10 protein-coding genes are annotated in these 15,641 nt (G+C 61.5%); 1 reads left to right on the top strand and 9 read right to left on the bottom strand.

Annotated features, from left to right (window positions below; translation table 11 throughout):
- Positions 1-502 precede the first annotated feature (502 nt).
- The 5 genes from OKW38_RS35420 to OKW38_RS35400 form a co-directional block, all read right to left on the bottom strand.
- The gene (locus OKW38_RS35420) at positions 503-1,570 is read right to left on the bottom strand and encodes an alpha/beta hydrolase family protein (RefSeq protein ID WP_429365219.1); all 1,068 of its coding nucleotides are present in this window, start codon (positions 1,568-1,570) and stop codon (positions 503-505) included.
- Between the two features lie 248 nt (positions 1,571-1,818).
- Entirely contained in the window at positions 1,819-4,923 is a 3,105-nt protein-coding gene (locus OKW38_RS35415; RefSeq protein ID WP_429365218.1) for a Mur ligase family protein, read from the bottom strand.
- Between the two features lie 295 nt (positions 4,924-5,218).
- Positions 5,219-5,422 carry a hypothetical protein gene (locus OKW38_RS35410; protein WP_143037275.1) on the bottom strand — a complete coding sequence of 68 codons (204 nt, stop codon included), beginning with the start codon at positions 5,420-5,422 and terminating at the stop codon, positions 5,219-5,221.
- A gap of 137 nt (positions 5,423-5,559) precedes the next feature.
- The gene (locus OKW38_RS35405; RefSeq protein ID WP_090809575.1) at positions 5,560-6,582 is read right to left on the bottom strand and encodes an OmpA family protein; all 1,023 of its coding nucleotides are present in this window, start codon (positions 6,580-6,582) and stop codon (positions 5,560-5,562) included.
- 116 nt (positions 6,583-6,698) lie between these two features.
- Complete coding sequence (locus OKW38_RS35400) at positions 6,699-11,168, bottom strand: Ig-like domain-containing protein (protein WP_429365568.1); 4,470 nt, start codon at positions 11,166-11,168, stop codon at positions 6,699-6,701.
- On the opposite strand from OKW38_RS35400, the gene OKW38_RS35395 reads away from it, so the two are divergent.
- Positions 11,067-13,091: a hypothetical protein gene (locus tag OKW38_RS35395; protein ID WP_429365217.1), complete on the top strand. Its 2,025-nt coding sequence runs from the start codon at positions 11,067-11,069 to the stop codon at positions 13,089-13,091. The genes OKW38_RS35400 and OKW38_RS35395 overlap by 102 nt on opposite strands.
- Positions 13,092-13,449: 358 nt before the next feature.
- Here OKW38_RS35395 and OKW38_RS35390 read toward each other — a convergent pair whose 3' ends face one another.
- From OKW38_RS35390 to OKW38_RS35375, 4 genes are all read right to left on the bottom strand, one after another.
- Positions 13,450-13,650, bottom strand: a complete 201-nt coding sequence (locus OKW38_RS35390) for a hypothetical protein (protein WP_018417429.1) — start codon at positions 13,648-13,650, stop codon at positions 13,450-13,452.
- A gap of 10 nt (positions 13,651-13,660) precedes the next feature.
- A complete protein-coding gene (locus OKW38_RS35385; RefSeq protein WP_429334146.1) occupies positions 13,661-14,050 on the bottom strand; it encodes a hypothetical protein in 390 nt (129 codons plus the stop codon).
- Between the two features lie 87 nt (positions 14,051-14,137).
- Positions 14,138-14,386: a hypothetical protein gene (locus OKW38_RS35380; RefSeq protein ID WP_090809577.1), complete on the bottom strand. Its 249-nt coding sequence runs from the start codon at positions 14,384-14,386 to the stop codon at positions 14,138-14,140.
- Positions 14,387-14,522: 136 nt separating this feature from the next.
- A complete protein-coding gene (locus OKW38_RS35375; RefSeq protein ID WP_090809575.1) occupies positions 14,523-15,545 on the bottom strand; it encodes an OmpA family protein in 1,023 nt (340 codons plus the stop codon).
- Between the last annotated feature and the right edge of the window lie 96 nt (positions 15,546-15,641).

Below are 15,641 nucleotides of genomic sequence, written 5' to 3'. Positions count from 1 at the left end.
TGGGGGTGCCCCTAACGCGCGACGAAAGACATAGCCCCCTGCTCAAACCCACGACCACCGTTTCGCGATCATCCCATCGCAGGCAACTCCGGCACGAGCCCGGTTTCGAAGCGTCATACAGCCAAGTCGGAACGGAAATTGAGGCGGCAACTTTCAACCACAAATCTCACTGTCGAAGCCAGGGACGCAGCGAATAACAAGCAACCAGCCGTGAACAAGTTTAGGAAAAATACCGTCAGGTGTCCATCGACAGTGGATGCTGTTCCGGGCTAACGTAACGACGGAAACAACTACCCAAACGAAAGCGCGCGGTCTGTCCGATCGGCTGCCGCAGGCTGACGGCGACAACGACACAACGAGCTTTCGGACCACTACGAATCGGCTGCATGGGTCGCTTGACGGCATCAACGTCAGCCCCCACGCCCGGCCCGATTTGCTGACCAATGCTCCTCACCATGACAACGCCAGTCAGTGCTCCCTGGAGGTCGCACCTTTTCGTGGCTTACTTAACCTGCGACAGGTCAAGTTCTGCAAGCGCCATGTGGATTTCCTTCGCTGATTTCCCTTGAGCCAAAAGCGTTGCAGCGCGTTTCGCGTGTCCGGCGAGCAGGTGATGCTGCGGCCCGGGAGCATTGGCGTAGATGTGATGCGGCTTGAGGCCGGCGGCACGCAGACGGCGGACATAATACAGCTGGCTGTAAAAGGGAACCACACGATCCTCCGGATCAGAAATCACATAGATTTCCGGTCGTGGATCCCGGCGAATGCGCCCGATTTCGTCCACAGGATCGTAATAGCTCCGGGCATCGTAAAGCAGTCGACCGGGGATTTCCCGCTTGTATTCCCAGTACGCCGCGACCTGTTTGGCGGAAACAAGGGCAGAAGAAACCACCGATGCCGCAACGTCTGCGCGTCTGTTCAGGAGCGCAGCGGCGATCTGGCCTCCTGCGGAATGTCCGGTCAGAATGAATGATGCAATGTTGTAACGCTCCTTGAGCATGTCCAGTGCGCGATCCATCAGTTCGATCTCGCGATGCGTGCGGCGCATGTTATGGTCGCCAGAGGAGCCATAGATACCCGGCCGGGCAAGATAGAGCGTGGGACGGCCGGAATCAGCGGACCATTTAGCCATATCTTTCCCAATTTCCATGGGCGAAACAGCCAGGTAGGATTGTGTAACGTACCTGACTCCCTTCGTCGTTCTCAGCATGACATCCCCGCTGAAATAAACCAGCACAGTGGGGCTTTCGCTGCCGGACAATCCATGCGCGTAGTATCGAATGCAATCTCCCTTGCCGTTGACTTCGACCCACAGGCTATCGGGCACTCGCGCGCAGTGTTCCGGTGAACTGAATGAACCGTTCAGGGCTTGTGCGGCATCGAATGGCTCGCGTCCCACAGGGATATTAAGCTCCCCAGGCCGTGGAGTCTCAAACGGCCCCAGTGTGGGTCGGTCCGCCAGACTGGGTTCGGTAACGCCCAAAACGCCAAAGACAACGAACAGGAAGCGCCGGAGTCTCCAGCGCAGAAGGTGCGATAAACGCCGACAATGTCGGCCAAACCATTTCATAAATAAGGTTCCGTGAGGTTATGCAGAAAAGACAGAAATGATCAACGATGGCCATGCGCGCAGGCAACGAACTCGCCTGCACCAGACGCAGGCGAGCACCTTGGGTAGTACGGCTGATTTGGCATTCGGGTCCCGTGCTGCGCGCAGACTACCCCGCGCGGCTTACCGCCATCGGGGTGAGCGCTGGAAGCTTTCGGGTCGTTCAGGCACGCCTGAAGACCCATTGCTCGCAGGGCCAGAGGTCAATGCTACTTTTGCGCGCCAGCCCTCAGCCACGCTACGACCTCATGGAGACGCGTACTGTTCGAGCCCTTGAGCAGCACTACGTCCTTGTCGACAAGCTCTTCTTGAAGTGCAAGCTTCAATTCGTCACGCGAATTCGTGTAGCGCCCACGGCGTGCAGCCGGCAACCGTTCCCAGAAGTCGGTATAGAGCTTGCCCATGACATAGACGCGATCGATCCCGCAACGCTCGACCACTGCAGCCAGGTCGGTATGAAGCAGCGACGCCTGGGGACCGAGTTCCGCCATCTCGCCCAGCACAGCGACTCGTCTGGCTGCATTCTTCATGTCCCGCAAATGTTCCAGAGCGGCCTGCATCGAGCCGGGATTGGCATTGTAGGCATGGTCGACAATGGTCACGTGCCGTCCGTCGAGCGTCAGCTCAAACTCCTCGCCGCGGCCGGACAGGGCAGCAAAGCGTGCGATCCGTTCGAGCGCAGGTTCGAACGGATAGTTGAGCGCCGACACAGCGGCAAGTACTGCCAGGCTGTTCAACGCCATGTGCAAGCCTGCGGCCCCGATCGGATAGGTGATATCGCGCCCTCTAATACGCGCATCGACCCGCTGCCCCGACGCGTCATGATCCACGAGTTGAAACTCGCTCTCGGCAGTCGTGCCGTAAGTAAAGATTTTCAGATCCCGTTCGATGGCCGCCTGGTAGACGGTATCCCATTCCAGCATGTCACGATTGAGCACCACGACACTTCCCGCAGACATGCCAAGAAAAAGCATGCTTTTGGTCCGGGCAATATCAGTGATTGTGCTGTTTTTCCCGAGGTGAGCAGGCTGGATGTTAGTGAAAATGCCGACGTCCGGGCGGGCAATGGCCGCGCTCTGTCTCATTTTTCCCACGGCAACTTCCAGGACGACATGAGGGGTGTCCCACTTGATTGACGCAAGATTCCAGCTCACACCTTGGGGAAGGTTTGCGTTGAACGCGCTCGCCGCTGTCGGACCGTAAGCATTGAGGGCGTCAGCCAGCATGGCCACGAGTGTGGTCTTGCCAGCGCTTCCGGTCACCGCCAGGACAGTGCCGCTCATCTGGCTGCGTGCATAGGCTCCCATCGCAAGAATTGCCGTGGCCGTATCTGCGACATGCAGGACCGGCAAATCGGCAAGTTGAGCCTGCACATCAGAATGGCTCGAGATAACACCCGCCGGGCGCGGCTGCATCTGTCGAATGACAGGAACAGGGATCCCCCGGCTTACCTCACCGGTTCGGGCAACCACGACGTTTCCAGGCTGCATGGCAGGCGCGTAAATGCAAAGGCCGCTCGCCGTCCACCCCAATGGCGGCTGCTTGAGCCACGTCCCCTGCGTGGCCGCCTCGATCAGGGAGGCGTTCCATTCCCGCGCCAGCGTTGAGGATACTGAATGCCGCTGCGACTCCAGATAGTTCAGATAGGCGACAAAACCCGATAGATAGTGCTCGACATCGTCAATGCGGACCCGGAAGGCATGGTGGCGAATGAAGAAGCTGCCGGTGATCCTGCCCGGATTAGCAAAGTACATGGCAAGTTCCGGCCAGAAATGGCCATCTAACAGGCGCTGCGCCCGCGCATGCAGTGCATGGAAGAACTTATCCAGATCGACCTCGGCAAGCAGGTGCTCCAGGCCGGGCTGCTGCTGCATGCGGCTAATCATCTGCTCGGCAGCCGTCATCAATTCAAGCAGGGTTGGAAACGTCGTCACCCTTTCAGCCACGAAATCAAGATAGGTGGCGAAGTTCTGGATTCCAAATTTGTAATACGCTTCCAGTGGCCTGTGACGGGTCAGTTCGTTCACACAATAGCTGAGCCAGTGGTCATGCGCCTTCCAGTGTTTTGCCTCGATGAAATGGCCGAACGCCTTTTCTACTGCTGCGAGCCACCTCGCATCGCCAGTCAGACCATAGAGGCGCATCAGGCCGAAGGCCGCTTCGCCGTCGTAATAGATGATCCGGAATGCCTGCTTAACCGACAGATCCGGATAGTTCAGCACATGGCTGAATTTGCCGGTGTCCGCATCCTGCATGAAGAGGATGCCTGTTGCGAGCTGTTCTAGCAGAGTCAGATATTCGTCTGAGCCGGTCAGCTGGCTGTATTTGACCAGCGCCAGAAGGCACACGCCGTTGCCACCCAGTTTGACTTCGCCCTGCCGGTCAACCAGAAACGCCGCGCGGGCACTGGACGGTAATTCCGCCGGCATGATGAGTTCATTGACGAGATAATGCAGCGCTGCGTCGATTGCTGTCTTGAGGTCGTTGTCCTGGGTCACTTCCCAGGCTTCGAGCATCGCATAGATCGAACTTGCATGACGCAGGGTGTTGTAAGTGCCGATTTCGCGATCGAAACAGGGATGCCAGCCATAGTGGAAGCGCCCGCCAGGCTGTACCTGGCCGGCCAGATAACGGCTGCCGGATGCGACGAGCGCCCTGACGTCTGGCGGCCGGAGATGTTCGATGATGCGGCGGCCCGCGTTCAGACCCGTCCCGTGCAGAAGGTGTACCTCCGGCGCTTGCAGGCTTGCGAACGCCCCGCGGGTCGAGAACACATTAACGTTTTGCTGATCCTCGAAATTCACGCTGGCAAGCTGGTGCCGAATGGCGGCATACCGTTCGAAGTTTTTTGTGTTCACAACCGCATGCGTCTGTGCCGGGCCGCCATACAGCATGGCATTGCCATTCAGTTCGGTCTCCAGAAAGGCATGCCTGAAATTACTGTCCAGCGACAGGCCGCAACGAAAATAACTGCGCCGGGTCTGTTCGAGGCGGCCCCGCAGTGCCTCCCAGGTCATGCCTTCAACGCTGGTAACCCAGTCCACCCGAAGCCACTGGACGACCAGTCCAGCCGCGCCGGCAGCCTGCGTCACCTGCTCCATGCCTGCGTCCCAGGCCTCGGCAAATGTCGCCGCCGTTGCGGTCACGACGTCGGCCCGCCGCTGCCCGTCGCTCCATGAAAAGAACAGGACAAAGGGCGGCCAGGACGCCGCAAGGGGATTGACCTGCGGTTCAACGACGGAGCGCAATCGCGTGAACAATGCGGCGAAGCCTGTGGGGTCGGGATGCGCGTGCTCAGACGGGGTAGATGTCATGTGGTTTTACCCTTGGGTAGAGGCAGCCAGCACGCCTGCGGCCAGATACCTGGCGACGATGTCTCGTCTGGCCGCAGCCATTAAAATCTTACCGAACACGATTTCGCCCTTCAGTATATACATTTGTTGTTCGAGATTTTTGCAGGGGCACGATCCGCGTGGATCGCAAGACTCATGCTCTGCACTCCGGCAAATTCTCCAGCCGCCAGGATCTGCATTTCAGCATCGCGAACCCTGAATCAACTGCAACTAATCCGTTGCAGCCCGAAGATCTGACTGCACCTGACAGTGCCCTTCATTTTGAATGATTCGTGTCTATCGGCGTTGTTCCGGTAGCCGCGAGCGCTCGCTGCCACTGTTCGATTAACTCACGTTTGCTCGATCGGGACGCAAACACGAACTCATTGAGCTTCCCGTTAAAAAATACCTGATCCCTGTCGCGCAACTCTGCATAGGCGAGCAGCACATTGATTGCAGGAATCTCTGTTTGTCTGGTCATCGCGACACTCCCGTTCCCGGAAGGCCCTCACCGTTTGCCCGGGCATGCGGTGAAGGCCGGTAGGTACGCGACCTTCCCGATTCAGGAAGATCGCGCCTCAGGACTCAACATCAGGGCTCAGCATCCCCCCCATGCCTTTATCGGGCCGGGCCCGACAGACTCAGTTGCACCACCACCCGGCGGTTGGGCTCATTGCAGGCAATCTTCTGCTGCATCGTGCCACTGCAGTCGGCGACCACCGGATCGGAATTGCCCGCGCTTTCCGCGGTGATCTTCTGCGCCGGAATACCCTGCTCGATCAGCATCCGGCGAACCGTCATCGCACGCTGCTCGCCAAGCTTCTGCGCCGCCGCCGCCGAGCCGATCAGGTCCGCGTGGCCGATCACCGTCACGGCTTGCAGCGAGGTGTTTTCCGCGCGAATCTGCTCAGCCAGATGTGCAATTGCCGCATGGCCTGTGACAGTCATGTCGCGATTGCCAGACTTGCCGAAGGCGAACAGCGTGTCGCCCTTGAGCGTGTATTCTTTCGCCGCGACAGGCTGCGCCACCGGAGCTGCCGTCACGGGGATCGACGCAGGGTCACACGCCTCCACTGCCGATGCGCGCGAAAGAACGTGCATCTGGGCGCGCATGCCTTGCAACTGGGCTTCGGCTTCGTTGCGCGGCACCATGATCGGTGCGTCATTGCTGCCAGCCGGCCCGACCTTCACGAAGTAGGTCATGCCGCCCTTCAGTTCTGCGCCGGATCGCCCGGTGGTCTTGCCTTTGTACAGCGGTGCGTCCTGAATGTAGGCGCCCAGCATGTGCTGGCCCGGCTTGACGCAGAAGATGCTATAGCCATTGGGCAGCAATGCGGTCTGCAGCTCGCCATCAACGTAGACGTCGGCAGCGGCCGAACGGCCCGCACCCGCGGATGCATCACGGTAGTAGACGATCTGCGCCTGCTGGGGGCCGACCTGTCCGACCGGCGCGTAGCTCTGGCCGAATACCTTGCCGGGCTGCGTACCGGCACGGGCCGTCGGCGCGGTGCCGGGTGCGGCTGCCTGGGTGACCGGCGGTTGCGGGTTAGAGAAAGTCTGTTGTGCGATGGCGGGCAAGGTACCCGCCGTCACGAGCAATGCGCCTGCGAGCGCACGCATCAGGGTTTGATTGAAAGTCATGATCAGTTCGTCAAAAACGGTCCCCCGGGCAACGCGATGCTGCTCAGGGAGCCTGATTAAATGGGTGGTGATTCCGGGTCCGCGACGCAGGTCATGCGTCGCGGACCATCCGGAGGTCAGTGGTTGTTCAGCACCGTCTCGACACCGTGCTGCACCAGCAGTTCGGCGTTCAGACCCGAGTGGTAGAAGACGTCATACTCGATGCCACCCACAGTCGTGTTGCCAGACTGTTGCGTCCAGTCGCCGATGTCCTCCCCGTCCGGCAACAGATCAGACAGCTCGACCTTGTCACCCGCATCGCCCTTGACCATCACTTGCGTGCGGCCATCAGCAATGAACAGGTCCTTGCCGCCCTGCTCGAGCACATCGCCCAGCGACAGCTTGAGCGTGTTGTTACCCGTGCCGGTAATGTCGAACACTTCGATCGACGACACCACAAAGCTAACCTTGCCCAAGTCCAAGGTCTGGCCAGCGCCTGCCAGCTTCAGCGTGTCTAGACCGCCGTTGCCAAAGATGAACCCGGCGTCCATCACTTCATTAACGTCGTCCACCGTAAAGACGGTATTTGCATCGGTGCCGACGTAGGTGTCGAAGGGCTCGCGACCCGAGAGGAGGGTTCCCGGATTCACGACATGTAGCTGTTCCGTCTCGATAGAGGTACCGCTTTCCCCAACGATATAGTTAGAGCTATTGCCAGCAGCATCCATAACCGCAACCCCATATGCAGCACCTGACTCAATCGCTGCTATAGCACCGGACGTCATCTCCACGCTGGCCGATCCGCGAGCTATCTCCGAACTAGTCACGTAGATGTGGAATCGCACGTCACCCACTGCAACCAGTAGGGTATCGCCCGCCATGGCACTCGGAGAAAGCGTCACGGTGAGGCGGCCAATCTCACCCACCATGTCATACGAGACCCCGAGTATCGACGACGGGGCAATCGTATCCAGCGTTACATTTTGTGACGCCACCTTGCCAATATTGCCAGCCGTATCGACCACGCGCGTCTGGATCGTCCAGGACGCGTTGTGCGCCGTATTGTCCTGGAATACCCAACTTCCCTTGTTGTCGACCATCGCATCCTGCCAGGTCTTGCCGCCATCCACTGACACCTGAACCCTCTCGTTGGCCGCGAGTTCTGTCGTCAGCTCGCCCATAATCAAACGGCCTGCTGAGCCATCATTGGTCAGGAAGTCGCCGCTGTCCATTCCGCTGTCCTTGCCCATGTATGTGATGGACGCCTCAGCAGTCGGCGCTACCGTATCCACGATCACCACGTGCGGATCCGACGGCTTGCTTTCGTTGCCCGCGGGATCACGCTCCACCACCGTGAATTCGTGCTCGCCTTCGCCCAGCGGCGTATCAGGCGTGAAGCTCCAGTTTCCGTCCTCGTCGACCTCCGTCTCGCCAATCGGCGTGCCGTTGTCGATCACGATGATCGTGTCACCCGGTTCGCCCTTGCCCACCAGCGTCGGCGTCGTGTCGTCCGTGCTCTCCCCATTGTCCACCGGACCCTGAACCGGACCCACGTCGTCAATGACTTCGTCAATTTCTGGCTTGTCCGGTCCCATCGTGTAAATCCTCACATGGGTAGTCGGACTCGGCGATGAGACGTGGCCCGCTGCGTCCGTCACCGTATAGGAGATGTCGAACGCCGTGTCCTGCCCGATCAGATCGTCTGCCGGGATCTTCACCTTGATCCCGGTGAGTACGTCGACCGCCCCCACCACGTGCTCGTAGCTCTTGCCGTTCCAGTCAATCGTGATCACGTCACCCGCGATCATGCCCGTATAGGCAGGGATCAACACCCACGTGCCATCGCTGGCCTCTGTCGCGTCGATTACACCGTCTGCCATCTCCGGTACTTCAGGTGCCTTCAGTACCAGTGCTGGCACTGTCGTATCGATGATCACCACGTGCGGCTCCGACGGCCTGCTTTCGTTGCCCGCGGGATCACGCTCCACCACCGTGAACTCATGCTCGCCCTCTTCCAGCGGCGTCTCAGGCGTGAAGCTCCAGTTGCCCTCCTCGTCGACCGTCGTCTCGCCAATCGGCGTGCCGTTGTCGATCACGATGATCGTGTTGCCCGGCTCACACCTGCCCCAGATGCCCTCCAGCGTCGGCGTCGTGTCGTCCGTGCTCGCACCATTGCCCACCGGACCCTGGGTCGGACCCACGTCGTCAATGACCTCGTCAATCGACGGCTTGCCCGGCGGCGTCGTATCCACGATCACCGTCCACGGATCCGACGGCCCACTTTCGTTGCCCGCAGGATCGCGCTCCACCACCGTGAACTGATGCTCGCCCTCTTCCAGCGGCGTCTCAGGCGTGAAGCTCCAGTTGCCCTCCTCGTCGACCGTCGTCTCGCCGATCGGCGTGCCGTTGTCGATCACGATGATCGTGTCGCCCGGTTCACCCTCGCCCACCAGCGTCGGCGTCGTGTCGTCCGTGCTCTCACCATTGCCCACCGGACCCTGGATCGGACCTTCGTCGTCAATGACCTCGTCAATCGACGGCTTGCCCGGCGGCGTCGTATCCACGATCACCGTCCACGGATCCGACGGCCCACTTTCGTTGCCCGCAGGATCGCGCTCCACCACCGTGAACTGATGCTCGCCCTCTTCCAGCGGCGTCTCAGGCGTGAAGCTCCAGTTGCCCTCCTCGTCGACCGTCGTCTCGCCAACCGGCGTGCCGTTGTCGATCACGATGATCGTGTCGCCCGGTTCACCCTCGCCCACCAGCGTCGGCGTCGTGTCGTCCGTGCTCTCACCATTGCCCACCGGACCCTGAACCGGACCTTCGTCGTCAATGACTTCGACAATCGACGGCTTGCCCGGCGGCGTCGTATCCACGATCACCGTCCGCGGCTCCGACGGCCCACTTTCGTTGCCCGCAGGATCGCGCTCCACCACCGTGAACTGATGCTCGCCCTCTTCCAGCGGCGTCTCAGGCGTGAAGCTCCAGTTGCCCTCCTCGTCGACCGTCGTCTCGCCAATCGGCGTGCCGTTGTCGATCACGACGATCGTGTCGCCCGGTTCGCCCTTGCCCACCAGCGTCGGCGTCGTGTCGTCCGTGCTCTCACCATTGCCCACCGGACCCTGAACCGGACCTTCGTCGTCAATGACTTCGACAATCGACGGCTTGCCCGGCGGCGTCGTATCCACGATCACCGTCCGCGGGTCCGACGGCTCACTTTCGTTGCCCGCAGGATCGCGCTCCACCACCGTGAACTGATGCTCGCCCTCTTCCAGCGGCGTCTCAGGCGTGAAGCTCCAGTTGCCCTCCTCGTCGACCGTCGTCTCGCCAACCGGCGTGCCGTTGTCGATCACGACGATCGTGTCGCCCGGTTCGCCCTTGCCCACCAGCGTCGGCGTCGTGTCGTCCGTGCTCTCACCATTGCCCACCGGACCCTGAACCGGACCTTCGTCGTCAATGACTTCGACAATCGACGGCTTGCCCGGCGGCGTCGTATCCACGATCACCGTCCGCGGGTCCGACGGCTCACTTTCGTTGCCCGCAGGATCGCGCTCCACCACCGTGAACTGATGCTCGCCCTCTTCCAGCGGCGTCTCAGGCGTGAAGCTCCAGTTGCCCTCCTCGTCGACCGTCGTCTCGCCAATCGGCGTGCCGTTGTCGATCACGATGATCGTGTCGCCCGGTTCACCCTCGCCCACCAGCGTCGGCGTCGTGTCGTCCGTGCTCTCACCATTGCCCACCGGACCCTGGATCGGACCTTCGTCGTCAATGACTTCGCCAATCGACGGCTTGCCCGGCGGCGTCGTATCCACGATCACCGTCCACGGATCCGACGGCCCACTTTCGTTGCCCGCAGGATCGCGCTCCACCACCGTGAACTGATGCTCGCCCTCTTCCAGCGGCGTCTCAGGCGTGAAGCTCCAGTTGCCCTCCTCGTCGACCGTCGTCTCGCCAACCGGCGTGCCGTTGTCGATCACGATGATCGTGTCGCCCGGTTCACCCTCGCCCACCAGCGTCGGCGTCGTGTCGTCCGTGCTCTCACCATTGCCCACCGGACCCTGAACCGGACCTTCGTCGTCAATGACTTCGACAATCGACGGCTTGCCCGGCGGCGTCGTATCCACGATCACCGTCCGCGGGTCCGACGGCCCACTTTCGTTGCCCGCAGGATCGCGCTCCACCACCGTGAACTGATGCTCGCCCTCTTCCAGCGGCGTCTCAGGCGTGAAGCTCCAGTTGCCCTCCTCGTCGACCGTCGTCTCGCCAATCGGCGTGCCGTTGTCGATCACGACGATCGTGTCGCCCGGTTCACCCTTGCCCACCAGTGTCGGCGTCGTGTCGTCCGTGCTCTCGCCATTGCCCACCGGACCCTGAACCGGACCCATGTCGTCAATCACTTCGCCAATGACCGGCTGGTCCGGCGCGGTCGTGTCCACGACTACCACGTGCGGCTCCGACGGCCTGCTTTCGTTGCCCGCAGGATCGCGCTCCACCACCGTGAACTCGTGCTCGCCCTCGGCCAGCGGCGTATCAGGCGTGAAGCTCCAGTTGCCCTCCTCGTCGACCTTCGTCTCGCCAATCGGCGTGCCGTTGTCGATCACGACGATCGTGTCGCCCGGTTCACCCTTGCCCACCAGTGTCGGCGTCGTGTCGTCCGTGCTCTCGCCATTGCCCACCGGTCCCTGGATCGGACCTTCGTCGTCAATCACTTCGCCAATGACTGGCTGGTCCGGCGCATCAACATCCGCATCCGCATCCGCATCCGCGTCAGCATCGGCATCGGCATCAGCATCCGCATCCGCATCCGCATCCGCATCCGCATCCGCATCCGCATCCGCATCAGCGTCCGCATCGGCATCCGCATCAGCGTCCGCATCGGCATCGGCATCGGCATCGGCATCAGCGTCGGCATCAGCATCAGCATCAGCATCAGCATCGGCATCCGCGTCCGCATCGGCATCCGCGTCCGCGTCCGCGTCCGCGTCAGCATCCGCGTCCGCGTCCGCGTCAGCATCGGCATCCGCATCGGCATCGGCATCGGCATCCGCATCCGCATCCGCGTCAGCATCGGCATCCGCGTCAGCATCGGCATCCGCGTCGGAGTCAGCATCCGCATCCGCATCCGCGTCCGCGTCCGCGTCGGCATCTGCATCAGCGTCAGCATCCGCATCCGCATCCGCATCCGCATCCGCATCGGCATCGGCATCGGCATCGGCATCGGCATCCGCGTCGGCGTCAGCATCAGCATCAGCATCCGCATCCGCATCCGCATCGGCATCCGCGTCAGCATCCGCATCCGCATCCGCGTCAGCATCCGCGTCCGCGTCAGCATCCGCGTCCGCGTCAGCATCGGCGTCAGCATCGGCGTCAGCATCGGCATCCGCATCGGCATCGGCATCGGCATCGGCATCGGCATCGGCATCGGCATCGGCATCGGCGTCCGCATCCGCATCCGCATCCGCATCCGCATCGGCGTCCGCATCGGCATCAGCATCCGCATCGGCATCGGCATCCGCATCGGCGTCCGCATCCGCATCGGCATCCGCATCGGCGTCCGCATCGGCATCCGCGTCAGCATCGGCATCCGCATCCGCATCCGCATCCGCATCCGCGTCGGCATCCGCGTCGGCATCCGCGTCGGCGTCAGCATCCGCGTCTGCATCGGCATCGGCATCGGCGTCCGCATCCGCATCCGCGTCGGCGTCAGCATCGGCATCGGCATCGGCATCGGCGTCCGCATCGGCATCGGCATCGGCATCCGCGTCAGCATCGGCATCCGCATCCGCATCAGCATCAGCATCGGCATCAGCATCCGCATCGGCATCCGCATCCGCGTCGGCGTCAGCGTCGGCATCAGCATCCGCATCCGCATCCGCATCCGCATCAGCATCCGCATCCGCATCCGCATCCGCATCCGCATCCGCATCCGCATCAGCGTCCGCATCGGAATCAGCGTCCGCATCCGTATCGTCGTCAACTGCACCCGGCGGCGTCTGTTCATCCACTACAGCAGGAGCGCTGCCGCCATTACCACCACCGCTCGCGGCGGCAATCCCCGCACCCAGCGCGGCAAGCGCACCCAGGCCCAGGAGGCCGAAGCCCACCAGACCGACACCCGGCGCGGCGACGAGATTCGCGCCGAAACCGTTCAGTTGCGCCGCACCCAGAACCAGAGGCGAGTCCGCGCCATCCACAAGAAAAGCGGCCTCATGATCATCCTCGCCGTCCGCAGCGATATATTCGTGATACGACCCGTCTTCACCCAGGCCGACCAGCTCGCCTTCATTGCCGTAGAAGTCCTCAATGATCAGTTGCGGCTGGTCCAACTCCGCCCCTTCCAGGCTGACCAGAAGATTCTTGCCGGAGCGTCGCACGGTAATGTTTTCGGGGCCGTGGCCGGTCTTGCTCTCGGCCAGAATGAATTTGCCACCTTTGATGGCGCTTACACGAACGGGAGCGCCCTGCGCGGACCCACGCAATTCAACAGTCTGCTTGATGGTGCTGCCGTCGACGACGGCCAGCTTCACTGAACTGGTACTCATGGTAGTAGTAGTGCCTCTTTGAGTGCCTATGCTGGTCCACCTGGCCAGCGTATAGATAGAAAATGGCGACATGGCAGTCGCAGGAGTGCTGCTCTACCTCCATTCTTGATGGGTGAGCAATAAAACGAAATATGACGAGTTCGAATTTCGACGAGACAGGAACGAGACATTTCCCGGCACGGGAATCGCGAGCAGCGGTGCCTATGCACGATTGCGTAAGGGCTAAACAGGCAGTTGTCCGATGTTTCTCGCCTCTGTGCGCCAGACGCGAAAAAGGGCCGCCATCCAGAAAGGAAGGCAGCCCATCGCGAAGCCCTGTATCCGGTGCGGCTCTGATCCGCAACACCTAACCGCCGGAGCGCCCGGTCTCCAGCCAGTCAACCAGCGAACCCGCGGATGCGTGCTCCCGCAGTACCGCCGCGTAGCCATCGAACCGGTTCGTCACTTCGCTCACGCTGTTGCCGTAGTGATCGTTCTCCGCAAGGAGCACATCGAGCAGGGTTCGTTTGCCCAGGTGGTACCACTGTTCGAAGAAAGCCTTGCGCACCTGATCGGTTTCAGCGGAGAGGCGTTTGTACTGCTCCGCGCGGTCGAGCCCTGATCCGCAGTGCGTGGCTCATGATGACGCCCGCCGGGCACGGCTGCATTTGCCGAATGACAGGAATAGAGATCCCCCGGCCTGCATGGCAGGCGCGTAAATGCAAAGGCCGCTTGCTGTCCACCCCGATGGCGGCGTGAGCCACGTCCCCTGCGTAGCCGCCCCGATCAGGGAGGCGTTCCACCCCCGCGCCAGCGTGGAGAATATTGAATGCCGCTGCGATTCCAGATGGTTCAGATAGGGCGACGAAACCCGATAAATAGTGCTCGACGTCGTCAATGCGGACCCGGAAGGCATGGTGGCGGATGAAGAAGCTGCCAATGATCCTGCCCGGATTGGCAAAGTACATGGCGAGTTCCGGCCAGAAATGTCATTTAACAGGCGCTGTGCTCGCGCACGCAGTGCATGGAAGAATTTAGCCCTGAATCAACCGCAACTAATCCGTTGCAGCCTGGAGATCTGACTGCGCCTGACAGTGCCCTTCATTTTGAAGATTCGTGTCTATCGGCGTTGTTCCGGTAGCCGCGAGCGCTCGCTGCCACTGCCTGATGAACTCACGTTTGCTCGATCGGGACGCAAACACGAACTCATTGAGCTTCCCGTTAAAAAATACCTGATCCCTGTCGTGCAACTCTGCATAGGCGAGCAGCACATTGATTGCAGGAATCTCTGTTTGTCTGGTCATCGCGACACTCCCGTTCCCGGAAGGCCCTCACCGTTTGCCCGGGCATGCGGTGAAGGCCGGTAGGTGCGCGACCTTCCCGATTCAGGAAGATCGCGCCTCAGGGCTCAGCATCAGGGCTCAGCCTCCCCCCATGCCTTTATCGGGCCGGGCCCGACAGACTCAGTTGCACCACCACCCGGCGGTTGGGCTCATTGCAGGCAATCTTCTGCTGCATCGTGCCGCTGCAGTCGGCGACCACCGGATCGGAATTGCCCGCACTTTCCGCGGTGATCTTCTGCGCCGGAATACCCTGCTCGATCAGCATCCGGCGAACCGTCATCGCACGCTGCTCGCCAAGCTTCTGCGCCGCCGCCGCCGAGCCGATCAGGTCCGCGTGGCCGATCACCGTCACGGCTTGCAGCGAGGTGTTTTCCGCGCGAATCTGCTCAGCCAGATGTGCAATTGCCGCATGGCCTGTGACAGTCATGTCGCGATTGCCAGACTTGCCGAAGGCGAACAGCGTGTCGCCCTTGAGCGTGTACTCTTTCGCCGCGACAGGCTGCGCCACCGGGGCTGCCGTCACGGGGATCGACGCAGGGTCACACGCCTCCACTGCCGATGCGCGCGAAAGAACGTGCATCTGGGCGCGCATGCCTTGCAACTGGGCTTCGGCTTCGTTGCGCGGCACCATGATCGGTGCGTCATTGCTGCCAGCCGGCCCGACCTTCACGAAGTAGGTCATGCCGCCCTTCAGTTCTGCGCCGGATCGCCCGGTGGTCTTGCCTTTGTACAGCGGTGCGTCCTGAATGTAGGCGCCCAGCATGTGCTGGCCCGGCTTGACGCAGAAGATGCTATAGCCATTGGGCAGCAATGCGGTCTGCAGCTCGCCATCAACGTAGACGTCGGCAGCGGCCGAACGGCCCGCACCCGCGGATGCATCACGGTAGTAGACGATCTGCGCCTGCTGGGGGCCGACCTGTCCGACCGGCGCGTAGCTCTGGCCGAATACCTTGCCGGGCTGCGTACCGGCACGGGCCGTCGGCGCGGTGCCGGGTGCGGCTGCCTGGGTGACCGGCGGTTGCGGGTTAGAGAAAGTCTGTTGTGCGATGGCGGGCAAGGTACCCGCCGTCACGAGCAATGCGCCTGCGAGCGCACGCATCAGGGTTTGATTGAAAGTCATGATCAGTTCGTCAAAAACGGTCCCCCGGGCAGCAGCGATGCTGCTCAGGGAGCCTGATTAAATGGGTGGTGATTCCGGGTCCGCGACGCAGGTCAT

The sequence above is a fragment of the Paraburkholderia sp. MM5496-R1 genome, assembly GCF_050436205.1.
GTDB lineage: Bacteria > Pseudomonadota > Gammaproteobacteria > Burkholderiales > Burkholderiaceae > Paraburkholderia > Paraburkholderia tuberum.
This window is presented reverse-complemented; position numbering and strand designations above follow the sequence as displayed.